General features: G+C 74.8%; 21 protein-coding genes and 1 pseudogene. 6 read left to right on the top strand and 16 right to left on the bottom strand.

What is annotated here, in order from left to right; genetic code table 11:
- Window positions 1-112: 112 nt before the first annotated feature.
- Window positions 113-502 carry a hypothetical protein gene (locus tag AB0F11_RS28630; protein WP_362179602.1) on the top strand — a complete coding sequence of 130 codons (390 nt, stop codon included), beginning with the start codon at window positions 113-115 and terminating at the stop codon, window positions 500-502.
- Between the two features lie 80 nt (window positions 503-582).
- On the top strand, window positions 583-861 hold the full coding sequence (locus AB0F11_RS28625) for a chaplin (protein ID WP_362179599.1): 279 nt from the start codon (window positions 583-585) through the stop codon (window positions 859-861).
- 108 nt (window positions 862-969) lie between these two features.
- Here AB0F11_RS28625 and AB0F11_RS28620 read toward each other — a convergent pair whose 3' ends face one another.
- The 6 genes from AB0F11_RS28620 to AB0F11_RS28595 form a co-directional block, all read right to left on the bottom strand.
- On the bottom strand, window positions 970-1,833 hold the full coding sequence (locus tag AB0F11_RS28620; RefSeq protein ID WP_362179596.1) for a tyrosinase family protein: 864 nt from the start codon (window positions 1,831-1,833) through the stop codon (window positions 970-972).
- Between the two features lie 25 nt (window positions 1,834-1,858).
- Window positions 1,859-2,236 (bottom strand): tyrosinase family oxidase copper chaperone, encoded by a 378-nt coding sequence (locus tag AB0F11_RS28615; RefSeq protein ID WP_362179594.1) that lies wholly within the window; start codon window positions 2,234-2,236, stop codon window positions 1,859-1,861.
- Between the two features lie 62 nt (window positions 2,237-2,298).
- Window positions 2,299-2,508 carry a hypothetical protein gene (locus AB0F11_RS28610; protein WP_362179591.1) on the bottom strand — a complete coding sequence of 70 codons (210 nt, stop codon included), beginning with the start codon at window positions 2,506-2,508 and terminating at the stop codon, window positions 2,299-2,301.
- Between the two features lie 668 nt (window positions 2,509-3,176).
- A complete protein-coding gene (locus AB0F11_RS28605; RefSeq protein ID WP_362179588.1) occupies window positions 3,177-4,286 on the bottom strand; it encodes an acyl-CoA dehydrogenase family protein in 1,110 nt (369 codons plus the stop codon).
- Window positions 4,283-5,473 (bottom strand): acyl-CoA dehydrogenase family protein, encoded by a 1,191-nt coding sequence (locus AB0F11_RS28600; RefSeq protein ID WP_362179585.1) that lies wholly within the window; start codon window positions 5,471-5,473, stop codon window positions 4,283-4,285. Before AB0F11_RS28600 ends, AB0F11_RS28605 begins: the two co-directional genes overlap by 4 nt.
- Entirely contained in the window at window positions 5,470-6,447 is a 978-nt protein-coding gene (locus AB0F11_RS28595; protein ID WP_362179582.1) for an NADPH:quinone oxidoreductase family protein, read from the bottom strand. The genes AB0F11_RS28600 and AB0F11_RS28595 overlap by 4 nt, the downstream gene beginning before the upstream one ends.
- Before the next feature lie 172 nt (window positions 6,448-6,619).
- Between AB0F11_RS28595 and AB0F11_RS28590 the strand changes: the two are divergent.
- Window positions 6,620-7,419 (top strand): annotated as a pseudogene (locus tag AB0F11_RS28590) (hypothetical protein).
- Between the two features lie 87 nt (window positions 7,420-7,506).
- On the opposite strand, the gene AB0F11_RS28585 reads toward AB0F11_RS28590, so the two are convergent.
- Complete coding sequence (locus tag AB0F11_RS28585) at window positions 7,507-8,271, bottom strand: PIG-L family deacetylase (protein WP_362179579.1); 765 nt, start codon at window positions 8,269-8,271, stop codon at window positions 7,507-7,509.
- A gap of 86 nt (window positions 8,272-8,357) precedes the next feature.
- Between AB0F11_RS28585 and AB0F11_RS28580 the strand changes: the two genes are divergently transcribed.
- Complete coding sequence (locus tag AB0F11_RS28580; protein ID WP_362179577.1) at window positions 8,358-8,876, top strand: NUDIX domain-containing protein; 519 nt, start codon at window positions 8,358-8,360, stop codon at window positions 8,874-8,876.
- Window positions 8,877-8,885: 9 nt separating this feature from the next.
- Here the strand turns inward: AB0F11_RS28580 and AB0F11_RS28575 are convergent, their stop codons facing one another.
- The 3 genes from AB0F11_RS28575 to AB0F11_RS28565 all read right to left on the bottom strand — a co-directional run bounded on the left by AB0F11_RS28575 (window position 8,886) and on the right by AB0F11_RS28565 (window position 12,539).
- Entirely contained in the window at window positions 8,886-10,196 is a 1,311-nt protein-coding gene (locus tag AB0F11_RS28575) for an alpha/beta fold hydrolase (protein WP_362179575.1), read from the bottom strand.
- Window positions 10,197-10,369: 173 nt separating this feature from the next.
- On the bottom strand, window positions 10,370-11,455 hold the full coding sequence (locus AB0F11_RS28570; RefSeq protein WP_362179572.1) for an S-(hydroxymethyl)mycothiol dehydrogenase: 1,086 nt from the start codon (window positions 11,453-11,455) through the stop codon (window positions 10,370-10,372).
- A 73-nt stretch (window positions 11,456-11,528) separates the two neighbouring features.
- On the bottom strand, window positions 11,529-12,539 hold the full coding sequence (locus AB0F11_RS28565; protein WP_362179570.1) for a LysR substrate-binding domain-containing protein: 1,011 nt from the start codon (window positions 12,537-12,539) through the stop codon (window positions 11,529-11,531).
- Window positions 12,540-12,609: 70 nt separating this feature from the next.
- Between AB0F11_RS28565 and AB0F11_RS28560 the strand changes: the two genes are divergently transcribed.
- A complete protein-coding gene (locus AB0F11_RS28560) occupies window positions 12,610-13,512 on the top strand; it encodes a dihydrodipicolinate synthase family protein (protein ID WP_362179567.1) in 903 nt (300 codons plus the stop codon).
- Window positions 13,513-13,917: 405 nt separating this feature from the next.
- On the top strand, window positions 13,918-14,676 hold the full coding sequence (locus AB0F11_RS28555) for a LysM peptidoglycan-binding domain-containing protein (protein ID WP_362179564.1): 759 nt from the start codon (window positions 13,918-13,920) through the stop codon (window positions 14,674-14,676).
- A gap of 30 nt (window positions 14,677-14,706) precedes the next feature.
- Here the strand turns inward: AB0F11_RS28555 and AB0F11_RS28550 are convergent, their stop codons facing one another.
- The 6 genes from AB0F11_RS28550 to rraA all read right to left on the bottom strand — a co-directional run bounded on the left by AB0F11_RS28550 (window position 14,707) and on the right by rraA (window position 21,684).
- Window positions 14,707-15,312: a response regulator transcription factor gene (locus AB0F11_RS28550; protein WP_362179561.1), complete on the bottom strand. Its 606-nt coding sequence runs from the start codon at window positions 15,310-15,312 to the stop codon at window positions 14,707-14,709.
- A complete protein-coding gene (locus tag AB0F11_RS28545; RefSeq protein ID WP_362179559.1) occupies window positions 15,309-16,508 on the bottom strand; it encodes a sensor histidine kinase in 1,200 nt (399 codons plus the stop codon). Before AB0F11_RS28545 ends, AB0F11_RS28550 begins: the two co-directional genes overlap by 4 nt.
- 69 nt (window positions 16,509-16,577) lie before the next feature.
- Window positions 16,578-17,543: a squalene/phytoene synthase family protein gene (locus AB0F11_RS28540; RefSeq protein ID WP_362179556.1), complete on the bottom strand. Its 966-nt coding sequence runs from the start codon at window positions 17,541-17,543 to the stop codon at window positions 16,578-16,580.
- Between the two features lie 78 nt (window positions 17,544-17,621).
- The gene (locus AB0F11_RS28535; RefSeq protein WP_362179553.1) at window positions 17,622-19,415 is read right to left on the bottom strand and encodes a serine/threonine-protein kinase; all 1,794 of its coding nucleotides are present in this window, start codon (window positions 19,413-19,415) and stop codon (window positions 17,622-17,624) included.
- 27 nt (window positions 19,416-19,442) lie between these two features.
- Window positions 19,443-21,089 (bottom strand): peptide-N4-asparagine amidase, encoded by a 1,647-nt coding sequence (locus tag AB0F11_RS28530; protein ID WP_362179550.1) that lies wholly within the window; start codon window positions 21,087-21,089, stop codon window positions 19,443-19,445.
- A 115-nt stretch (window positions 21,090-21,204) separates the two neighbouring features.
- On the bottom strand, window positions 21,205-21,684 hold the full coding sequence (rraA, locus tag AB0F11_RS28525; RefSeq protein ID WP_362179547.1) for a ribonuclease E activity regulator RraA: 480 nt from the start codon (window positions 21,682-21,684) through the stop codon (window positions 21,205-21,207).
- Window positions 21,685-21,839 lie beyond the last annotated feature (155 nt).

Below are 21,839 nucleotides of genomic sequence, written 5' to 3'. Positions count from 1 at the left end.
GCGTGTGCCGCGTGTGTCGCGCGTGTCGCGTCGTCTCTGTGCGCACGGTCGCACAGCCCTGCGAGGGGTGACAAGGCGTGACCCGGTCCCGGCGGGTCCGGGTTGGACCGGCATGCGACCTCCCACGTACGACCTCCCCCGCCGGGCCCGCTCCCTCCTGTCGGCCGGTCCGGGCCCCCTGCTGTCCGTACCCCTGCTCCTGCTCGCGGCCGCCGCCGGCCCGGCGCAAGCCGCCTCGGGGGCCGATTCCGGAGCCGACTTCCAGTACGTCAACCAGCGCGACAGGGTCGAGGTGCTGAGCTCGCCGCGGGGCTGCGTGGAGGCCAGGGGCGGCGGCGCCCGGGGCGTGGCCAACCGGACCACCGGCACGGCGACCCTCTACCCGCTGGCGGGCTGCAAGGGCACCCCGCTGGCGGTGCTCCCGCCCGGCGGAGGCGGCCAGATCACGCCGCGGTTCGCCTCGGTGCGATTCGACTTCACCACGACGGCCCAGCGGCCGTGACCCCTGGGCTCCGGTGGCGTTGTACGCCATGTCAAATGCCGCAGATCTTGCGGCGCCCCCCATCTCACGAGGAGATCTTGATGTTGCGTATCGCGAAGGCAGTCGCCGTCACCGCTGCCGCCGGTAGCGCCCTGGCCGCCGGTGCGGGTCTGGCCGTCGCCGATGCCGGAGCCACTGGTGCGGCCATCGGCTCGCCCGGTGTCGTGTCGGGCAACGTCGTCCAGGTTCCGGTGCACATCCCGATCAACGTGTGCGGCAACACCGTGAACGTCACCGGGCTGCTGAACCCCGCGTTCGGCAACGTCTGCATCAACCAGTCCGGTGGCGAGAAGCACTACACCGAGGGCTACGGCGACTGATCCGGATCGCCTGACGAGCCGGCTGCCGGCCCGCTGCTGACGGGCTGAAGCGAGGGCCCCCGCCACACGGCGGGGGCCCTTCGCGCAGCAGCCGGTCGTACGCAGGTGTCATTCGTAGCGGTACAGCCCCTGGTGGCCGAGCATCTCGCGCGGGGTGATGTCCCACGGCGGCATCGGCTCGTCCAGGGAGAGCACCCGGCCGTGCTGGAGGTCGCCCAGGGGCAGCGGTGCGGCGGGCAGGTAGCCGGAGCCGGGGTGCTGCCGCTGCCAGCGGTCCCACAGCAGGTCCACGAACGCGTGGTGCAGCCAGAACGCGGGGTCATTGGGCGCGGCCCCGCCCGTCATGTGGCCGCCGATCCACTGGTGGACCTTGTTGTGGTTGCGCCAGCGCTCGCTCTTCGGCGCGGCCCAGCCCTCCAGCTTGTTGCGGAACCCGCCGTCGCGCGCCGTGGAGTTCCAGGGGTTGGTGTCGTACACCGGGTCGTCCAGGGCCCACTGGAGTTCGGCCGCGGTGGGCAGCTTGACCGGGCTCTGCGGCCGGCCGAGGTTGCGGGTGAGGAAGCGGGCCTCCGAGAAGCCGACCCGGATCTCCCAGTTGCCCTGGCGGTGGGCGAACGGGCCGGTCATCACCTGGCGGTCGCCCTCTCGGCCGGTGCCGCCGAGGAAGTCCTCCGCCCACAGGGAGGAGGCCGGGCTGTTGTCCGTGGTCCAGTCCCAGTACGGGACGCTCACGCCCGGGGCGACGTCCTGGAGCAGCCGTTCGAACTCCAGCAGGTAGCGGCGGTGCCAGGGGAAAAACGACGGCGCCATGTGCCCGACGCGGAGTTTGGTCTCCTTGTCGGGCACGAAGTACTTCTCGTGTGTGCGCACCAGGTCGTCGTACGCGCCGGTGCGCTTGAGCTCCAGCACCGCTGCCGTGAACCGCCTCTTCTGGGCGCTGGTCAGGTTCCGCTGGTTCTGCCTGGTGTACAACGCGGGGCTCCTCCCGTTCCGTGCGTCAGCCGTGGTGCGGGGCGGCGAGTGCGAGCTGGGTGGTGCCGAGTTCGTCGACGGCGGCGCGGGCGAGTTCCAGCGGGGTGGCGAAGGACTCGAAGTGGTTGATGCCGCTCAGGTAGCTGCCGTCGGCGCGCTGCATCACGTGCAGCGGGCGGCCGTCGATGCGCACGCCGGCCGCGCTGACGGAGATGTGCCGGCCGCGGTAGGTCTCCTCGGCGAGGGGGGCCGGGGTGACGGTCTGGCGGGGGCGGCGGGCGCGCAGTACGGGTGCCAGGGCCGCGGCGGTGCCGGCGAGCACCGCCGCGGTGAAGGCCGTACGCAGGACCGCGCGGCGGGTGGGTGGTGCCCAGGCGGATGCGGATGCGGATGCGGCGTGCATACGTTCTCTCCCTCGCTCGGTGGTGGTGCGCTACGGGGTCTAACGCGGCGCGGCGGGGGAGGTCACCTCGGCGGGGCGGGGTGCTTCCGGAAGAGCGTGGTGGGGTGGAGCCGGCCCTGCGGTTCGGTGGCGTGGTCCGGGATCGTCCCCGCCCCGGTCCGGCCGGCGCAGCGGTGGACGTGCTCGGCGCCGCTGCCGGCCTGGGTGTCGAGGACCCCGGCCCGGGCGACCGCCGCCTCGCCCGCGGCGACTGGGACCAGGGTCCGGCGCATCCAGCCCGCCGACTCCCGCCGACGCCTGGGACCGGGGTCCCGCACATCCAGCTCGCCGACTCCCGCCGACGCCCTGGGACGGGGTCCGGCAAATTCAGCCTCGCCGGCGCTTCAGGCGCGGGGTCTGGGGCAGCGCCCCAGAAGCCCAGCCGACTCCCGCCGACACCCTGAGGCCGGCACCTGGCCATCCCGACTCCCGCCGACACCTGGGACCGGGGTCCCGCACATCCAGCCTCGCCGGCGTTTGAGTGGGGGTCCCCCCGGACGAAGTCTGGGGGAGGGTCCGGGCAGAGCCCGGTGCCCGGCGGAGCCGGGTTTCTCCCCCAGCTACCGCTGGGAGGTGCCCCCAGGGGCTCCGCTCCAGACCCCGCGCCTCAAACGCCGGCGAGGCTGGAATGTGCCGGACCCCCGCTTCGAAAGGGCGGGGGACGGGATGCTCCCACCACGGGCGAAAGCGGCGGGCCGGGATGCCCCGCCCGGGTGAAAGCGGGGGCCGGAATAGCCCGCCTGCGCGAAAGCGAGGGTGGCAATGCCCCGCCGGGCGCGAAAGCTGGGGCCGGGATGCCCCGCCCGGGGTGAAGGCTGGATGGGATGGCCCGGGCCGCGCGCCACCCTGCCGGGGCTGGGGGCGGTGGCCCTCGAAGGCGGGGTCGGTGGTGGAAGGCAGGTTACGGGGCCGGGAGTTCGGCGAAGTCGGCGACCAAGGCATGGTGGTGGCCCGTGGTGCCGAGGGCGAGGGCGTCGGCCTTGGCCCGCTTGAGGTAGAGGTGCGCCGGGTGCTCCCACGTCATCCCGATGCCGCCGTGCAGCTGGACGCACTCCTCGGCCGCCCTCACCGCCACCCCCGAGCAGTACGCCTGGGCCACGGCCACCGTGAGCGGCGCGTCCGGCGAGGCGGTGGCGAGGGCGTCGGCCGCGGCCCGCGCCGCCGCCCGCGCGGAGGCGACGTCCAGCCACAGCCGGGCGAGCCGGTGCTTGATGGCCTGGAAGGAGCCGACGGGCCGGTTGAACTGGTGCCGGGTCCGCAGGTACGACACCGTCTCCGTCAGGCACCACTCGGCCAGCCCCAGCTGCTCCGAGGCGAGCAGCCCCGCCCCCGACAGCAGGGCCCCGGCCACGGCCGCCCGGGCCGTGGCCGGGTCGGCGAGCCGGATGCCCTGCGCCCGGTCCAGGGTGACGTCGGCGAGCGGCCGGGTCAGGTCCAGCGGCACGAGCGGGTCGAGCGAGACGGCGGAGGCCTCGACGGCGTGGAGCCCGGTGTCGGCGAGGACCAGCAGCACGTCGGCGGCCACGGCGTCCGCCACGGAGGTCACCTGCCCGGTCAGGATCCCGCCGCCCGCGTCCCGTACGGCGGCGGGCAGCGGCGCCCCCGGCGCGAGCGTCAGCGGCACCGCCGGCACGCACACCCGCCGCCCCGCGGCCAGTTCCCGTACCAGCGCGGCGGCTTCGGCCCCGTCGCAGCCCAGCAGCACCTCGGTCGCCAGGACCGCGCTGGTCAGGTAGGGGGCGGGGGCGACGGCCCGCCCCAGCTCCTCCAGGACCACGGCCGCCTCCCGGTGGCCGGCGCCCTGGCCGCCGAGCTTCTCCGGCACGAGCAGCCCGGCCGTGCCGATGCCGGCGGCGAGGGTGTGCCACAGGGCCGGGTCGTGGGGCCGGCCGGTCTCGACGCGGGCGAGCACGGCGGCGGGCGGGCACCGGTCGGCGAGCAGGTCCCGGACGGAGGCGCGCAGGTCGTCCTCGGTGTCGGAGTACAGCAGGCCGAGCGAGGCATTTGTCATCGGGCCAGGTCCTTCCAGGCGAGGTCCTTGTCGTCGCGCGGTTCGGCGGGCAGCCCGAGGACGCGTTCGGCGACGATGTTGAGCAGGATTTCGCTGGTGCCGCCCTCGATGCTGTTGCCCTTGGCGCGCAGGTAGCGGTAGCCGGCGTCGCGCCCCGTGAAGTCGACGAGCTCGGGCCGGCGCATCGTCCAGTCCTCGTACACCAGGCCCTCCTCGCCGAGGAGTTCCACCTCCAGGCCGCTGATCTCCTGGTTGAGGCGGGCGAAGGCGAGCTTCATCCCTGAGCCCTCGGGGCCGGGCTGCCCGGCGGCCAGCTGCTGGCGCAGCCGCTCGCCGGTGAGCCGGGCGACCTCGGCCTCGACCCACAGGTGCAGCAGCCGCTGGTGCAGGGCGTGCGTGCGCAGCCCGGGGCGTTCGCGCCAGGCGGCGGCGACCGGGGCGATCATGCCGCCCTCGCGGGGGATGCGCATGCCGCCGATCGAGACGCGCTCGTTCATGAGGGTGGTCCGGGCGACCTCCCACCCCTGGCCGACGGCGCCGAGCCGGTGGCTGTCGGGGATGCGGACGCCGGTGAGGAAGACCTCGTTGAACTCGGCCTCGCCGGTGATCTGGCGCAGCGGCCGGACCTCGACGCCGGGGGCGTCCATGTCGCACAGGAAGTAGGTGATGCCCCGGTGCTTGGGCAGGGCCGGGTCGGTGCGGGCGATGAGGATGGCCCAGCGGGCGGTGTGGGCGCTGGAGGTCCACACCTTCTGTCCGTCCACCACCCACTCCCCCGCCGCCTCGTCGAGGACGGCCCGGGTGCCGAGGGCGGCGAGGTCGGATCCGGCTCCGGGCTCGCTGAAGAGCTGGCACCAGACCTCCTCGCCGACCCACAGGGGGCGCAGGAAGCGCTGCTTCTGCTCCTCCGTGCCGTAGGCGAGGATCGTGGGCGCTGCCATCCCGAGGCCGATGCCGATGCGGCGCGGGTCGTTGTCGGGGGCGCCGGCGGCCTCCAGTTCGGCGTCGACCACGGCCTGCAGGGAGCGGGGCGCGCCGAGCCCGCCGAGGCCCTCGGGGTAGTGGACCCAGGCGAGGCCGGCGTCGAAGCGGGCCCGCAGGAAGGCGGTGCGGGGGGTATCGGCGGGCGGGTGCGCGGCGAGGAGGTCGCGGACCCGGGCGCGCAGGGCGTCGGCGGTGGCGGTCACCGTCGGGCACCTCCGTCCAGGGCCGGTACGACGACCAGCCGGCCGCTGGTGGTGCCGTCGGCCACGCGCTGCACGGCGTCGGCGGCCGCGGCGAGCGGGAGGCGTTCGCTGACCAGCGGGGTGACGGCGCCTTCGGCGGCGAGCCGGGTGAGCTCGGTGTGGCAGGCGAGGATCGCGGCGGGGTCCTTGGCGGCGTACAGGCCCCAGTGCAGGCCGAGGATGGAGTAGTTCTTGACGAGGGCGTGGTTGAGGGCGGGGGTGGGCACGGTGCCGCCGGCGAAGCCGACGACGACGATCCGGCCCTCGAACGCCACGCACTTGGTGGAGGCGGCGTAGGCGTCGCCGCCGACGGGGTCGTAGACGACGTCGGCGCCGCGGCCGCCGGTGAACTCCTTGACCCGCGCCGCGATGTCCTCGGTCGTGCGGTCGAGGACCAGGTCGCAGCCGAGCTCCTCGGCGGTGCGGGCCTTGGCCTTGCCGCCGACGACCCCGATGACGGTGGCCCCGGCGGCCTTGCCGAGCTGGACGGCGGCGCTGCCGACGCCGCCGGAGGCCGCGTGGACGAGCAGGGTCTCGCCCGGCTGGATGCGGGCCCGGCGGTGCAGGCCGAACCAGCCGGTCTGGTAGCCGATGTGCAGGGCGGCGGCCTCGGCGTCGTCGAGGCTGTCGGGGGCCGGCAGCAGGGCGCGGGCCGGGGCGGTGACGTACTCGGCGAAACCGCCGTGCGGCAGGCTCGGGTTGGCGATGACGCGGCGGCCGTCCTCGGTCTCGCCGCAGATCTCCACCCCGGGGGTGAAGGGCAGCGGCGGCCGGATCTGGTACTGGCCGCGGGCCAGCAGCGCGTCGGGGAAGTTGACGTTCGCCGCGAGGACCTTCAGCCGCACCTCCCCCTCACCGGGGACGGGTTCGGGAACCTCCTCGAGGCGCATGGCCTCGCGGGGTTCGCCGGGGGTGTGCACTCGCCAAGCCTGCATCCGGGGCCTCCAGCCGCCGTCGAGGAACCACGCTCCGCGGGCATACTAAGCAGTCGCTTGCCCATCTGTGAACCGCCCCCGGACGCGAAGGCCGCCCCCGCTCGCCCCGCCCGAACGAATCCGGACACCGGCGGCGGCGTCCGATGTCAGTACCCGGTGCGAGCATCTCCCCATGTCTTTCGCCGATCTGACGCTCGCCCACTGGCGCACCCTCGACCTGCCGGCCGCCCGGCGCCTCGCCGACGACGCGGCCGCGCGGGTGGGCGGCCGGGTCACCCATGCCGGGACCGTGGCCGCCTCGGGCGGACCGCTGCACCGGGTGCGCATCGAGCGCGGCGGACAGGAGTTCGCCCTGGTCCCCGGCGGGACGGTGCGGCTCGGCTTCGACCCGGACGCCTGGCGGCCCACGGCCGAACAGGCCGTGTCGTACGCCGAGAGCCTGGAGGAGGGCTTCGCGTACGAGCCGGACCTCAGGGCCCATCTTGCCGGGCAGCTCAGCCCCGTACGGCAGGTGGCGCTCGCGGCGGTGCTGGTGGCCGTGGAGGACGAGCCGCTGGAGGGACCGCCCGCCGAGGTGCCGGCCCTGCTGGCGCGGCGGGGGCTGCGGATGCCGAGCGCCGACGAGTGGGAGCACGCCTGCGGGGCCGGGGCGGGGACGCTGTTCCGGTGGGGCGACACCTGCCCGCTCGACGAGGCCCCGTACGGCACCGCCGGCCCCGCCGGGCCGCGGCGAACGCGTTCGGGCTGCGCATCGCGTACGACGCGTACGGCGCCGAGCTGAGCGCGGGCACCGGAGCCGTCCACGGCGGCGACGGCGGCGAGGCCGTCTGCGGCGGCTACGGGAGCCTGCTGGCCTGGCTGCCGCTGGCCACGGCCCAGCGCAACCCCGCGATGGCCGAGTTCGTGCACGGCCCGGACGGCGAGGACCTGTGGCCGGACTTCTCCACCCGGCCTGTGCTCGACCTGCGGTGAGGGGCGGACGCGGGGCGCGGGCCCCGGCCGCGGCTCAGCGGACCGGTCCCGCGCACCCGGGGTCCCATTCCTTACGGAAAGGCGCGATCAGCGCTGGAAGAGTTCGAAGGTTATTGCCGGGCGGCCGCCGAAGCGGGTGCCCGCCTGCTCGGCGAGTCCGCTCAGGAAGTTGCGGCAGTACTCCTCCGGGTCCTGGTCGGTGAGGACCTCGATGTACGCCTTGTGCTCCATCAGCGACTTGATCGAGCGCTCCATGCCCGGCCCGGCGTCCGCCGCGTGCGTCGGGGTCGAGGAGCCCGCCACCGCGACCCAGCGCACCCCGTTCCACGGCTCCAGGCCCTGCTCCGTGCGCAGCTCGGGGAAGATCCACCGGTTGCCGGCGTCGGCGGCCGCGTCCAGGACGGCCCGGCCCACGGCCTTGTGGTCGGGGGTGTTCCAGAAGCCGCCGCCTCCCTGGCCGCCCCAGGTGTCGCGGTGGTTGAGCGTGATGACCAGCTCGGGGCGGTGGCGCCGGATGGCGGCCGCGATGTCCCGGCGCAGGTCCAGGCCGTACTCGATGACGCCGTCGCGGTAGTCGAGGAACTCCACCTCGGACACGCCGACCACGGCCGCGCTGGCCCGCTGCTCGGCCTCGCGCAGCGGGCCGCACTCCTCCGGGGCGATGGTGTCGATGCCGGCCTCGCCGCGCGTGGCCAGCAGGTAGACGACCTCGCGGCCGCCGTCGGTCCAGTCGGCGATGGCCGCGGCGCAGCCGTATTCCAGGTCGTCGGGGTGGGCCACCACCGCCAGGGCGCGCTGCCAGTCGGTGGGCATGGACTCCAGGCGCGCGGGCTGATCCTTCTGTTCGGTCATGTCCGCACCCTAGCCAACCAACTCCGTGGCGTGGGAGGTCCGGTGGAGCCGTCTCCGCTGTCAGTGCCGCGTGCCATGGTGGCCGCATGGACGAACGGACGGAACGGATCGAGCGGATCGAGCGGGTGGACGGGCTGGACCGGGTGGTGGGCGTGGTGGAGCGGGCCGAGGCGATACGCCGCGGCTGGCTGCACCGCATCGCGACGGTCGTGGTCCGCGACCCCGCCGGGCGGATCCTCGTCCACCGGCGCCCCGCGGAGGCCTCCCGCTTCCCGGGGCAGCTCAACTGGCTGGCCGGCGGCGCCACCGAGGTCGGGGAGACGTACGAGGATGCCGCGGCGCGGGAGCTGGCGGAGGAGCTCGGTGTCACCGGGGCCCGCCCGCACCCCGTCCTGAAGTTCCTCTGCACCGGGGTGATCAGCCCGTACTGGCTGGCCGTGCACGAGGCCACCGTCGCGGAGCCGATACACCCGGACCCTGCGGAGCTGGCCTGGTGGGCGTGGGTGGACGAGGCGGAACTCGACACCCTCGCCGCCGGGCCGGATTTCGTGCCGGACGGGCGGGAGGCGTGGGCGCGGTACAGGGAGGGCACCGCGACCCGGTGACGGGTCCGGTCAGGCCTCGTCGTGGGTCAGGGACAGGAGGCGGTCCAGGACGCGGGGGCCGCCGGCTCGGATGCCGTCGTGTTCGAACTCGTCCGTCACCCAGGTGCGCAGGCCCCGGACGGCGGCGGCGGTGGCCAGGGAGTGGGCGGTGTCCACGTACATGTCGTCGTGGTAAACGGCGGCGGCCACCGGCACCTCGTTGGCGGCGAGCCGCTCTGGGTCGTAGAGGGGGCCCCAGCCGGTCCTGGCGGCCAGCAGTTCGGCGGTCTCCCGCAGCGGGGCCAGCGCCGGGTCGACGGTGAAGTGCCAGGGGTGGATGGTCTCGCCGGTGAACAGCAGCGGCTCCTCGCCCGCGAGGGCCTTGGCGGCGTCGAAGCCGGTGTGGTCCGCGCGGACCCGCTCGGCGGCCCAGGCGGTGGGCGCGGCCGGGTCCTGGGCGTAGATGGCCTCGTGGAGGACCGCGTACAGGGGGTGGCCGGCGAAGGAGAGCCGCGCGTGCACCGCCTCCAGGAAGGCGTCGGAGAGGACGGGTCCGGACGTGGACGGCACGAAGGCGTCCTCCAGCAGGTAGTGCAGCTGGTGGCTGCCGTCGCCGCCGCCGAGCATGATGCCGAGGGACTGGAAGGCCTCGACGGTCAGCAGGTATCCGCCGGGGAGTTCGGCCGGACGCTCGGCGAGGTGGGCGGCGATGCGGCGGGCCCGCTCGACGTCCATCGGGTAGCGGGCGTAGTGGGCGAGGTTCTTGCGCCGCATGCGGGGGTAGGCCGCCGCGTACACCTCGTCGGCGGTCGCGTCGAGGGAGGGCAGGCCGCCGGCGATCAGGGCCGCGGTCAGCCCCTCGGGGGCGGTGGACAGGTAGTGGGTGGTGCAGAAACCGCCGAAGCTCTGCCCGAGGACGGTCCAGGGGGCGCCGCCGGTCAGGCCGGGTCGGACGGCCTCGGCGTCGCGGACGATGGAGTCGGCGCGGAAGTGCGCCAGGTACGCGGCCTGCTGCTCGGGGGTGCCGCGCAGGGGCAGGGTCTGCCGGTTCAGCGGGGTGGAGCGGCCCGTGCCGCGCTGGTCGAGGAGGAGGACCCGGTGGTCGGTGAGGGCCCGGCCCAGCCAGGCCTGCCGGCCGGTGAAGCGGCGGGCGCCGAAGCCGGGGCCGCCCTCGAGGTAGAGCATCCAGGGCAGCGCCTCGGGGTCCTTGCCGGCCGCGACGACCTCGCGCGCGTACAGCTCGATCTGCTCGCCGTCGGGCCTGCTGTGGTCGAGCGGGACGGTGAAGCGGTGGTCGGTGAGGACGACCCCGGGCTGGCGGTAGGTGCGTTCGGCGGTCACGGACGGCCCCTGGGTGTACGGGTACGGGTGCGGACGGGCGCGGTGTCCCCGCGGCCGGTGGGCCGCACGGGCATACGGGACGTGGCGGTGCGGCCGAGTCTAGTACGGGCCCACCCGGCCCCCCGCGGGGCGTCGGCGCCGCCCCGCGGGGGATGGGAATGGCCGGAACTCGGCTAGAACTCGACCACCGAGCGGAGGACCTCGCCGCGTTCCATGCGGGCGAAGGCGGCCTCGACGCCGTCGAGCGGGATGGTCTCGGAGACGAAGGCGTCGAGGTCGAGCCGGCCCTGCAGGTAGAGGTCGATCAGGAGCGGGAAGTCGCGCTCGGGCAGGCAGTCGCCGTACCAGGAGGACTTCAGGGAGCCGCCGCGGCCGAAGACGTCCAGCAGGGGCAGTTCGAGCTTCATGTCGGGGGTCGGGACGCCGACCAGGACCACGGTGCCGGCCAGGTCGCGGGCGTAGAAGGCCTGGCTGTAGGTCTCGGGGCGGCCGACCGCGTCGATGACGACGTCGGCGCCGTTGCCGCCGGTGAGGTTCTGGATCGCCTTGACCACGTCCTCGGTGCGGCCGTTGACGGTGTGGGTGGCGCCCAGGCCCCGGGCCCACTCCAGCTTGCGGTCGTCGAGGTCGACGGCGATGATCCGGGCCGCTCCGGCGAGCCGGGCGCCCGCGACGGCCGCGTTGCCCACGCCGCCGCAGCCGATGACGGCGACGGAGTCGCCGCGTCCGACGCCCCCTGTGTTGAGGGCGGCGCCGAGGCCGGCCATCACGCCGCATCCGAGGAGCCCGGCGGCGGCCGGCGCCGCGGACGGGTCCACCTTGGTGCACTGCCCGGCGGCGACCAGGGTCTTCTCGGCGAAGGCGCCGATGCCGAGGGCCGGCGACAGCGGAGTGCCGTCCTCCAGGGTCATGGGCTGGGTGGCGTTGTGCGTGGCGAAGCAGTACCAGGGGCGCCCGCGCTTGCAGGCCCGACAGGTGCCGCACACCGCGCGCCAGTTCAGGACCACGAAGTCGCCGGGCGCCACGGAGGTGACGTCCGGGCCGACGGATTCCACGATTCCGGCGGCTTCATGGCCGAGGAGGAACGGGAACTCGTCGTTGATGCCGCCTTCGCGGTAGTGCAGGTCGGTGTGGCAGACCCCGCAGGCCTGGACGCGGACCAGCGCCTCGCCGGGGCCGGGGTCCGCCACGAGGATCGTCGTCGTCTCCACCGGTGCGCCCTTGCTCCGCGCGATGACCCCTCGTACGCGATGCGTCACGTCATACCCCGCTCTGTTCGGATCTGTCTGGATCAACGAACGTACACGGGCCGGACGGTGTACGGGAGTTGTGTCACGCGCCGGTGTCCGACGTGGCGAGTTCCCGCGGTACGGCGGCGCGCAGTGCCGCTGCGAACGCGGCCACGGCGGGGTGGGCCGCGGCGCCGCTGCGGAAGGCCACCTTGGTGCGCCGCTCCATCAGCAGCCGGGTGAGGACCACGACGGGGTCCGGCTGCGCCGGGATGCCGAGCTGCGGTACGACGGCCACGCCCTGGCCGGCCGCGACCAGGGCCAGCACGGTGGCGAACTCGTCCACCCGGTGGCGCACGCGCGGGGCGAAGCCGGCGGCCTGGCAGGCCCGTACGGTCATGGCGTGGCAGAGGGTGCCGGGCGTGGCGGTGATCCAGGGGGATTCCGCGTGGGCGCGCAGGACGGAGCCCTGGTCGGGCGGCACGGGCACGGTGTCCGCGGCCTGCGCGGGGACCGGTACGGGTACGGGGTCGGGGTCCGAAACCGGGGCCGGCCGCGTACCCGGTGCCGCGGCCGGCGTGCCCGCCGGGGCGGCGAGGTACATGGCCTCGCGGTAGAGGGGCGCGGTGGCGAGGCCCGGCTCGGGCGGCGCGGGCACGAAGTCGTACTCGTGGACCAGCGCCACGTCGAGGTCGCCGGCCCGCAGCGCGTGCGCCACGGCCGCCGGATCGGTCTCCGACACCATCGGCTCCAGCGCCGGGTGGCGCCGGGCCAGGGTGACCAGGGCGGCCGGGACGATGGCCCGGGTGGCGGTGGGGAAGGCCCCGATGCGCAGGGCCCCGGCCAGGCCGCTGCGTGCCTCGGCGAGGTCGGCGGCCGCCTCCTCCAGCCGCTCCAGCACGGCTTCGGCGTGCCGGACCAGGTTCTGGCCCGCCGGGGTGAGGCGGACCCGGCGGCCGGTGCGTTCGAGCAGCGGCAGGCCCGCCTCGCGTTCGAGGACGCCGAGTTGCTGGGACACGGCCGAAGGGCTGAAGGAGAGCGCCTCGGCCACGGCGGCGATGGTCCCGCGGCGGGCGAGTTCGCGCAGCAGGCGCAGGCGTCGTACGTCGAGCATCGGCTCAGCTTACGGTTCGGGTAAGAAATGCGAACTGGATTCGGCGGTCGGGGCGGGCGAGGCTCGTCGCATGGCACAGGACACCACCCTTCACGGGATTCACGTACCGCTCGTCACCCCCTTCACTCGCGCCGGCGGCATCGCCGCCGAGGCCCTGGAGGCGCTCGCCCACGAGGTGCTCGACGAGGGCGCCACCGGGATCGTCGCCCTCGGCACCACCGGCGAGGCCGCCGCACTCGACGAGGCGGAGCGCGACCTCGTCACGGACGTCTGCGCCCGGGTCTGCCGGGAGCGGGGGGCGGTGCTGACCGTGGGCGCCGGGGCGACCGGCACCCGGGCCGCCGAGGCCTCGCTGGCCCGGCTGGCCCGGTGGCCGAAGGTGGGGGCCGCGCTCGTGACGGTGCCCTCGTTCGTCCGGCCCGCGGCGGCAGGCGTGTTGGCGCATTTCACGCGGCTGGCCGAGGTGAGCCCCGTACCGCTGATCGTCTACCACATCCCGTACCGGACGGGGCAGCCGCTGGAGGGCGAGGCGCTGCGCCGGCTCGGGGAGATCCCGGGGGTCGCCGGGATGAAGTACGCCGGCGGGGGCATCGACGCCGACACGGTGGCGCTGCTCGGCGCCCTGCCGGAGTCCTTCACGGTGCTGGCGGGCGACGACGTGTACCTGTCGCCGATGCTGGCGCTGGGTGCGACGGGCGGGATCCTCGCCTCGGCGCACCTGGCGACGGCGCGGTTCGCGGAGCTGGCGGCGGCCTGGCGGGCGGGCGACGTGGTGCGGGCCCGGGCGCTGGGCCATGCCCTGGCGGCGCTCTCGGCGGCGGCTTTCCGGGAGCCGAATCCGACCGTGGTGAAGGGTGTGCTGCATGCGCAGGGGCGGATTCCGACGCCCGACGTGCGCCTTCCGCTGCTGCCGGCGAGCCGGGCGTCGGTCGAGGCGGCGCTCGGCGGGCTGGACGGTCTCGCGCGGCTCTGAGGCCCTGGCAAAAACCCTCGAAACGGCAGTGGGCGCGCCGGAAAGCGCCCACTGCGGGCGGTTGGGAAGGAACAGGCCCTGATGCCCTGATCAAGTGCACGAATACAGGGTTTGTCCGTTTTGCGAATCGGGGCCCTATGCCCGTGATGTGAGTCACGTAAACATCGACAACATCAATTCTCCCGGGGAGGCCTTTCCCCTTTCCCGGAAAGGAATTCCGGGCTTTCCCGAAGAGCCGTCCAAGGTCATTTTCCGCGCCGATAGCGGAAAGTCGATCACCGGGTGGAATTCGCGTCTTGTTCCGTCCCCGCGGACTCGCTTACGGTCACGTCGTTCCCGGCGGGCAGCTACCGAATCCGGCCGCCGCCAGGGGTCCCCCCGCACCCGCACGTGAGGATTTCCGCCATGCCCGGACAGGGTAAGCACCGCCGCCCGAAGCAGCGTCCGATCGTCCGCAAGCTGGCCTTCGCCGGCACCGGCGGCGCGGCCCTGGCCCTGCCCCTGATCAGCGCGACGACCGCCGGTGCGGCCGTCGCCCAGCAGCCGGCCACGGCGCCCGCGGCGAGCACGGCGGTCCTGCCCGCCGCGCAGCCGGCCGCGGCCAAGGCGGCGGCGCCCCTGACGTACTCCGTGGCCGTGGGCGACACCCTGTCGAAGATCGCCGCCGAGCACGCCGTCAGCGGCGGCTGGCAGGCCCTCTACGATGCCAACCGCACCGTCATCGGCAGCAACCCCTCGGTCATCCGCCCCGGGACCAAGCTGACCCTCGGCGCCGCGGCCAAGGCCGCCGTCGCGAAGGCGAAGGCGACCGTGAAGGCCGCCGCCAAGCCCGCGAAGAGCTACCCGAACAACCTCGACGGCTGGATCCGCGAGTCGCTGGACATCATGGCCAAGCACGGAATCCCCGGCTCGTACAACGGAATTCACCGCAACGTGATGCGCGAGTCCTCGGGCAATCCCCTCGCCATCAACAACTGGGACTCCAACGCCGCGATGGGCATTCCCTCCAAGGGCCTGCTCCAGGTCATCGACCCGACCTTCCGCGCCTACCACGTGCCCGGCACCTCGATGGACTCCTACGACCCCGTCGCCAACATCACGGCCGCCTGCAACTACGCGGCCGCCCGCTACGGCTCCATCGACAACGTCAACGGACCGTACTAGTCCGACCGGTCCGTGCCCGCGGGCCCGCCGTCACAGCCACCCCTGGCGGCGGGCCGCACGGACGGCCTCCATCCGGTTGCGGGTGCCGGTCTTGCCGATGGCCGACGACAGGTAGTTGCGCACCGTCGACTCCGACAGGTGCAGCCGCGCCGCGATGTCGGCGACGGTCGCCCCGTCGACCGCGGCGTTCAGCGCATCGGCCTCCCGCGGCGTCAGCGGGTTCGGCCCGGCGCTCAGCGCGGCGGCGGCCAGCGCGGGGTCGATGACCTTCTCCCCCGCCAGCACCCGCCGTATCGCGGCGGCCAGTTCCTCCACCGGCCCGTCCTTGACCAGGAAGCCCGCGGCCCCCGCCTCCATCGCCCGGCGCAGGTAGCCCGGCCGCCCGAAGGTGGTCAGGATCAGCACCCGGCATCCGGGCAGGCGCGTGCGCAGCTCGGCGGCCGCGTCGAGGCCGCTGCAGCCCGGCAGTTCGATGTCGAGCAGCGCCACGTCCGGACGCGCGTCCAGGGCGGCGGGCACGATCCGGTCCCCCGCGCCGACCTGCGCGACGACCTCGATGTCCTCCTCCAGCCCCAGCAGCAGGGCCAGGGCCCCGCGCATCATGCCCTGGTCCTCCGCCAGCAGGACCCTGATCATCGGCTCACTCCTGGCGTTGCAGGGTCGTCAGGTCCGTCCGCTTCCACCGGGAGTTCGGCCGTGACCCGGAAGCCGCGCCCGGGGGCGGGTCCGCCCACCAGGGTGCCCCCCGCCGCCGCGAGGCGTTCGGCCAGGCCGGTCAGGCCGCTGCCCGGCGGGGTCGAGCCCACGCCGTTGCCGTCGTCGGTGATCATCAGGGTGGCCCGCTCCGCCGAGCTGCGCAGTTCGATCGTGCAGCCTGCGGCCCCGCTGTGCCGGATCACGTTGGTCACGGCCTCCCGGACCACCCAGCCGAGCAGGGCGGCCGCCTGCGGCGGCAGCGGGGGCCCGGACTGCCGTACGACGGGCTCGATGCCGGCGGCGGTCAGCGCGCCGCGGGCCCGGTCCAGCTCCGCGGCGAGGCTGGCCTCGCGGTAGCCGGTGACGGCCTCCCGGATCTCGGTCAGCGCCTGCCGGCCGATGGACTCGATGTCGCCGACCTGGGCGAGGGCCGCGTCCATGTCCCGGGCGGCGATGCGGCGGGCCGCCTCCGACTTCACCACGATCACCGAGAGGGTGTGGCCCAGCAGGTCGTGCAGGTCGCGGGAGAAGCGCAGCCGCTCCTGGTCGACCGCGGCGCGCGCCAGCTCCTGCCGGGTCTCGCGCAGGGTGCGGACGGTCTCGGCCAGGGCGAGGATGGCCGCGGTGACCAACCCGGACAGCAGGGTCGCGTAGACGACGCCGAGCGCGTCCCAGCCCTCCTGCCATCCCCCGACCGCCCCGGCGAGGCCGGTGACGGCCAGCATCACGGGCCCGAGCCTGCGGCGGCGGACCACCGCTCCGGTGGCCAGCCCCCACAGCGGGAAGAACAGCAGCCAGCTGCCGCCGTACACCAGGGCCAGGGTGCAGGTGGTCACGCCCAGGGCGGCCAGGCACCAGCGGGTGCTTGCCGCTTCCCGGGCCCGCTCGTCGAAGGCGCGGAAGACCAGGGTGACGTAGAGGGAGTTGAAGACGAGGAGGCCGAGGGCGCCGATCCAGGGGTTCGGGGTCTCCCCGTGGACGACGTTGGAGACCGCGCCCATGCCGAGCAGCAACCAGGGCAGCAGGGTGTAGGGGTTGGGGGCCTTCACGGTGTCCCCCTCGTCACAGGCGTCCGTGGAGCACGGGCGGCGGTACGAGAGGGGCTCGGCGGGCGGTGGTGCGGTCGTCTTCGGCATGTCCCCCACGCTACGAACCGGCCCGGTCGCCCGGCAGATCCGCCTGTACGGACCCCGGCAGGACAAATGTCACCGTCGCCCGTCCCCGCGCTGCTGCCCGGCGGCCCTCAGGGGCTCCCGCGCTCCGGAGCGGGCCCGGGCACCGGCGCGGGCGCGGGCCAGTGTGCGCAGCGGGGCCACGAGGCCGTAGCCGACGTCCCGGCGCAGGGCGCCCGCGCCGGCCCGCTCGACGGCCGCCAGCTGATGGGCCATGAGCTCGGTCATCGTGGCGACGACCGGCCGCAGGCCCGGCTCGGTCAGGTCGAGGATGCCGTCGGTGGCCTCCAGGGCCGTCCGGGCGCGCCGGGCCTCGGCGGCGAGCAGGGCGCGTACGGCGGGGGTGTCGCGGGCCTGTTCGAGGTCGGAGCGGGTGACGGAGTGCTCGGCGAGGCGGGTGCGCGGCAGGCAGAGCCGGCCGTCGGCGAGGTCGCCCGCGAGGTCGGCGAGGAAGTCGACGCGCTGGGCGGCATCGACGAACCGCCGCCAGGCGGCGGCCTGTTCCGCGTCGGGGCCGCCCCGGTACTGCAGCCCGATGAAGGCCATCAGGCCCGGCCAGGCGTAGGCGTCGAGGTAGGCCTGGAAGTCCTCCTCGGTGTCGAAGCCGTCGAAGCACGCCTCGGCGCGGGCGGCGCCGTCGAGGAAGCGGTCGATCCACGGCTCGGGCAGGCCGCGGGAGGCGACGGCGTGGACGTACGCGCGCAGCAGCGGGTCGGGGCTGTCGCCGGTGCGCAGCGCCGCCTCGACGCGCCCGGAGAGCGCGGCCAGGTTGGCGCGGCGCTGCTGTGCGGTACCGGTCTCGGCGACGTCGTCGACCAGGTTCATGAAGCCGACCCCGGCCGCCAGCCAGGGCACCAGCGGCGGCGCGGCGAGCAGGCGCAGCGTCAGGTAGGGGGCCGGTTCGCGGCGCAGGACCCGGCGCGCGACGTACGTGTAGTCGTCGCGCAGCCGGGGAGTGCGTATGCCGGCCGCCGTGAGGGTGGTGCGCCAGGTGGGCATGGTGGCCGTGCTCCTCGGACGTGTGCGACCCGTACGCGCGTTCGCCGCTCGTACGGCTGGGCGTACGGGTACACGATGTCAGAGGCGGTAGACCTTCTTGACCTTGCCCTCGGTGTCGGCGTGGATGTAGCCGCCCTGGCCGTACTCGTCGGTGAGGTAGGGCCGCATCGAGGGGGTCTGGTCGAAGAGCCAGGGCTCGACGATGACGTAGCGCATGGTCGGCTTGGCGACGCCGAGCTCCTTCTGGGCGGTGTCGAGGAGGCCCGGCAGGGCGTCCCAGCTGACGCCCGCCATGTCGATCAGCGGTGCGTCGGCCTTGACCGTGCCGCCGGGGCCGGTGCGGGTCGCGCCGCCGTCGTCGTAGCGCCAGTGGTCGTAGGTCTTGGCGCCGGCGGCGGTCGGGATGTCCGCGAGGACGTACTCCTCGTAGACGGTCATCTCCACGAAGGTGGTGGTGCCCGTCTTCTGCTTGAACGCCTCGACGGCGGCGCGGACGTTGGCAGGAGTGAGCAGGCTGCCCTTGGGCGCGGCCTTGTTCCCGCTCTGGCGGGAGTCCGCCTTGGCGCCGGAGGCCGGGGCGGAGGGTGTGGTCGCCCCACCGGAGGAGGACGAGGCGCCGCCCCCTCCCTTCGCGGACGAGCCCGAGGAGCCGGCGCCGGACAGCCCCTGGACCATCCAGAACACCCAGCCGGCCAGCGCCAGCGCGAGGCCGGCACTGATCAGGCCCAGGCGACGGCGCGAGGCGCGCAGCGCCGGCGGGACGGCCGCGGTGACGGAGTACGGGGATCCGCCCGCGGGAGTGAACGGCGGGGGCGCGTAGGGCCCGCCGACCGCCGGCCCGGCGGAGTACGGCGGGATGCCGGCGGGCGGCGTGGCGGCCGGGGGTACCGCTCCGTGCGGCACCGCGCCCGAGGGGATCCCCGGCTGCGCGCCCGCCAGTTGGGTGCTCGGCGGTCCGTACTGGCCCGGGGTGGCCTGCGGCGCGGCCGGCGCCGCCGGGCCCGATCCGGCGGCAGCGGCCGCGGCCGCGTCCCGGAGCATCTGCTCCAGCTGCGCCGCGTCCGGCCGCACGGCCAGGTCCCGTACGAGCAGCCGCTCCAGTACGGGCCCCAGCGGGCCGGAGCGCACCGGCGCCGGGATCGGGTCCTCCAGCACGGCGACGACGGTGGCCAGGCTGGTGGCCCGGCGCAGCGGGCTGGTCCCCTCGGCCGCCACGTACAGCAGCATGCCCAGCGACCACAGGTCGGAGGCCGCGAGCCCCTCCTCGCCGCGCGCCCGCTCGGGCGCGATGTACTCCGGGGAGCCGATGAGCACACCGGTGGAGGTGAGCGCGGTCGAGCCGTGCAGGGCGGCGATGCCGAAGTCGGTCAGCACGGCCGAGCCGTCGGGGCGCAGCAGGACGTTGGCCGGTTTCACATCGCGGTGGAGGATCCCCTCGGCGTGCGCGGCGCGCAGCGCGGACAGCACGTCGAGGCCCAGGCGGATCACGTCCGCCACCGGCATCGGCCCGGACTCCAGGAGGTCGCTCAGGGAGCCGCCCTTGACGAGCTCCATCACGATCCACGGGTGGCCGTCCGCGCCGTCGGCCGGCTCGACGATGTGGTGGATCGTCACCACGTTGGGGTGCGCGAGGCGGGCCAGGGCCCGGGCCTCGCGCACCGCCCGCTCCCGCAACTGGACGGTGAGGCCGGGCTGGGCCGCGGCCGTCGCCGGGTCCGGCGGGCGCACCTCCTTCAGGGCGACGTCGCGGTGCAGTGCGATGTCGCGGGCGCGCCACACCGTGCCCATGCCGCCGGCGCCGAGGGGCGCCATCAGTTCGAATCGGCCGTCGACCAGCTGTCTGCCGGATCTGCCGGCCTCACTCATGTCCATGGCGGGTCATCGTAGGCGCCGCCGGTGTCAGCAGCGTCGCCGGTCCTCGGTCACCGTGCCCTGCACGGTGGTGACGGTCCTGTCGTAGCAGCCGCGGCCGGTGGGCGCCCCGTACAGCTGGTAGTGCTCGGTGCTAGTGCCGACGGCGTGGCGCTGGTCGCGGGGCACGTTCGCCGTGTAGCTCGCGTCGCCGGTGTACCGGTCGTCGAGCCGGGTGCGGTCGACGGTGCGGCCGCCGCGCAGGGTGGTGGTCTCGGCGCGGTCGCCGAGGGCGATGACGGTGCGGAGCCGGTCTGCGGCGCCGAGGGTGGTCTCGCCGTCCATCGTGTACGTGCGCGCCGTGCGGGTGGTGGAGTTGCCGCGGGTCACGCTGTCCTCGTCGGTCCAGGTGGCGGTCAGGGCGTCCTGGTTCTCCCCGTCCGTCCAGGTGTGCACGGACGTGGCGCGCACGGAGCGCGTGACGGTGGTGGTGACGCGGCCGTGGGAGGTGTCCAGGCGTCCGGCGACGGTCAGGCGGTGCTCGGCCCCGGTGTCGAGGCGGTGGCGTCCGGTGGGCGTGGCGGGCGTCCAGCGGCTGGAGCCGGCCGGTTCGCTCTCCTCGTGCCGGGTCAGGGCGCCGGTGACGACGGCCCGGCCCTCGTCCTGCCACAGCAGCAGGTTCGCCGGGGTGCTCCAGCCGCCCTGGCCCGCCGGGACGCCGGCGACGGAGACCTCGATGCGGTGCTCGCGGCCGTCGTTGAGCAGGGCGGCGTACGGGGTGAGGTCGTAGACGACCGGCTGGACGTCGAAGGCGCGAGGCGCGGGGGTGACGTACCAGAGGAACGGGTTCGACCAGCCGCCGGTCCACACGGTCGGGAAGGGGGCGGCGATGCCGGCGAGCTGTCCGTCGACGGCGATGCGGACCTCGCGGTGGGGGCCGCCGGCGGCCTTGCAGGAGTACGGGGCCGCGTCGGGGACGGTCATGTACCAGAACTCCTCGCAGCCGCCGCCCGAGCCGGTGGCGTACACCTCGGCGAGAAGCCGTTCGGTGTTGCGCGGGGTGGTGACGGCGGGGGTGGTGAGCGGGAGGACCCGGTCGGGGGTGTCGGGGGCCGCGGAGTGCCGTTCGGCGGCGTGGAAGATGAGGGTGGCCTTGACGTCGATGACGCCGGTGTAGACGTCGTTGACGACGTTCCCGATCAGCATCTCGACGGGCTGCGGCCGGCTGAGGGTGTCGCGGTAGCGGGTCACGTCCTTCTCGACGGACCAGGTGATGCCCTCGGGCGAGGGCTCGGGGGTGGAGGTGCGCAGGATCTCGACGCCGCCCACGGAGAGGTGGCCGAGCCGGTCGTACTGGCGGCCCTTGACCTTGCCGTCGAGGCGCAGGACCACCTTGGCCCAGGGGCCGTTGCCGCAGTCGGCGGGCGGGGTGTAGGTGCCGGTGTACGGGGTGAAGTCGGCGAACTGGGCCTCGGCGAGGGTCAGTTCGCAGGAGCGGGTCGCGGGGCGCTCGACGGGCGGGGCGGCGGTGAGCGGGTCGTGCCAATCGGTGCCGAACTCCGCGGGCGGCGTGTCGGCGGTCGCGGCGGCGGTACGGGCCCCGGTGGTGAGGGCCTGAGCGGGGCCGGCGGCGGCCAGGGTGGCCACCGCGAGCGCTAACGCGCCGAGCAGGCCGGTGATCCTGTGTCGTGTCATGGCCCCGCAGTGAACCGGCCCCGCGCCGCCGCCCGCCAGGCCCGTGGCACCGCTTCTGGCCGGATCCCGTCCCCTGTCGGGGGCGGGACGGGAAGCGGTGGCCGGGCCGGCGGGGTCAGGCCGGGAGGACGACCACGCCGTCGTCGTCGGCGTACACGGTGTCGCCGGGGCGGAAGACGGCTCCGCCGAGGGCGACCGGCCCGTCCACGGCCCCCGCGCCGGTCTTGCCGCTCTTGCGCGGGACGGTGCCCAGGGCCTTGATGCCGAGGTCGAGGCCGCCGAGGGCGACGCTGTCGCGGACCGCGCCGTTGATGATCAGCCCGGCCCAGCCGTTGCGCTGCGCGGCGCCGGCGATGAGGTCGCCGGTGAGCGCGGTGCGCAGCGAGCCGGCGCCGTCCACGACCAGGACGGCGCCCTCGCCGGGGCTGTTGACGAGGTCGCGCAGCAGGGCGTTGTCCTCGTGGCAGGAGAGCGTCCGCACCGGACCGGCGAAGAGCCGGCGACCGCCGAACTGGCGGAAGTCGGTGGCGCAGATCTCCAGGTCCTCGCCGTGCTCGTCGTAGAGGTCGCTGGTGGGGACGGGTGTGACGGTCATGTCGCTCTGGACTCCTCGCAGCCGGTACGTCGCGCCGTGCGGACCCAGCCTAGGCGTGGGCCCCTGCGGCCTCCTGGGGCTCCGCCCCAGCCCCCGCGCCTCAATCGCCGGCGAGGCTGGTTTGGCCGGCCCCTCGCGCCAGCCCTCGGCAATTC

The sequence above is a fragment of the Streptomyces sp. NPDC032472 genome (genome assembly GCF_040636955.1).
Classification (GTDB): domain Bacteria; phylum Actinomycetota; class Actinomycetes; order Streptomycetales; family Streptomycetaceae; genus Streptomyces.
The sequence above is the reverse complement of the archived record's forward strand: the minus strand, read 5'-3'. Positions and strand labels throughout refer to the sequence as shown.

Bases quoted from the DNA above. Each gene is read 5' to 3' on its own strand.
- AB0F11_RS28580 (WP_362179577.1), top strand. From the start codon at position 8,358: ATGGACGAACGGACGGAACGGATCGAGCGGATCGAGCGGGTGGACGGG.
- AB0F11_RS28530 (WP_362179550.1), bottom strand. From the start codon at position 21,089: ATGACACGACACAGGATCACCGGCCTGCTCGGCGCGTTAGCGCTCGCG.
- AB0F11_RS28535 (WP_362179553.1), bottom strand. From the start codon at position 19,415: ATGGACATGAGTGAGGCCGGCAGATCCGGCAGACAGCTGGTCGACGGC.
- AB0F11_RS28585 (WP_362179579.1), bottom strand. From the start codon at position 8,271: ATGACCGAACAGAAGGATCAGCCCGCGCGCCTGGAGTCCATGCCCACC.
- AB0F11_RS28545 (WP_362179559.1), bottom strand. From the start codon at position 16,508: ATGCCGAAGACGACCGCACCACCGCCCGCCGAGCCCCTCTCGTACCGC.
- AB0F11_RS28615 (WP_362179594.1), bottom strand. From the start codon at position 2,236: ATGCACGCCGCATCCGCATCCGCATCCGCCTGGGCACCACCCACCCGC.
- rraA (WP_362179547.1), bottom strand. From the start codon at position 21,684: ATGACCGTCACACCCGTCCCCACCAGCGACCTCTACGACGAGCACGGC.
- AB0F11_RS28630 (WP_362179602.1), top strand. From the start codon at position 113: ATGCGACCTCCCACGTACGACCTCCCCCGCCGGGCCCGCTCCCTCCTG.
- AB0F11_RS28540 (WP_362179556.1), bottom strand. From the start codon at position 17,543: ATGCCCACCTGGCGCACCACCCTCACGGCGGCCGGCATACGCACTCCC.
- AB0F11_RS28560 (WP_362179567.1), top strand. From the start codon at position 12,610: ATGGCACAGGACACCACCCTTCACGGGATTCACGTACCGCTCGTCACC.
- AB0F11_RS28610 (WP_362179591.1), bottom strand. From the start codon at position 2,508: ATGCGCCGGACCCTGGTCCCAGTCGCCGCGGGCGAGGCGGCGGTCGCC.
- AB0F11_RS28595 (WP_362179582.1), bottom strand. From the start codon at position 6,447: ATGCAGGCTTGGCGAGTGCACACCCCCGGCGAACCCCGCGAGGCCATG.
- AB0F11_RS28625 (WP_362179599.1), top strand. From the start codon at position 583: ATGTTGCGTATCGCGAAGGCAGTCGCCGTCACCGCTGCCGCCGGTAGC.
- AB0F11_RS28550 (WP_362179561.1), bottom strand. From the start codon at position 15,312: ATGATCAGGGTCCTGCTGGCGGAGGACCAGGGCATGATGCGCGGGGCC.
- AB0F11_RS28555 (WP_362179564.1), top strand. From the start codon at position 13,918: ATGCCCGGACAGGGTAAGCACCGCCGCCCGAAGCAGCGTCCGATCGTC.
- AB0F11_RS28565 (WP_362179570.1), bottom strand. From the start codon at position 12,539: ATGCTCGACGTACGACGCCTGCGCCTGCTGCGCGAACTCGCCCGCCGC.
- AB0F11_RS28605 (WP_362179588.1), bottom strand. From the start codon at position 4,286: ATGACAAATGCCTCGCTCGGCCTGCTGTACTCCGACACCGAGGACGAC.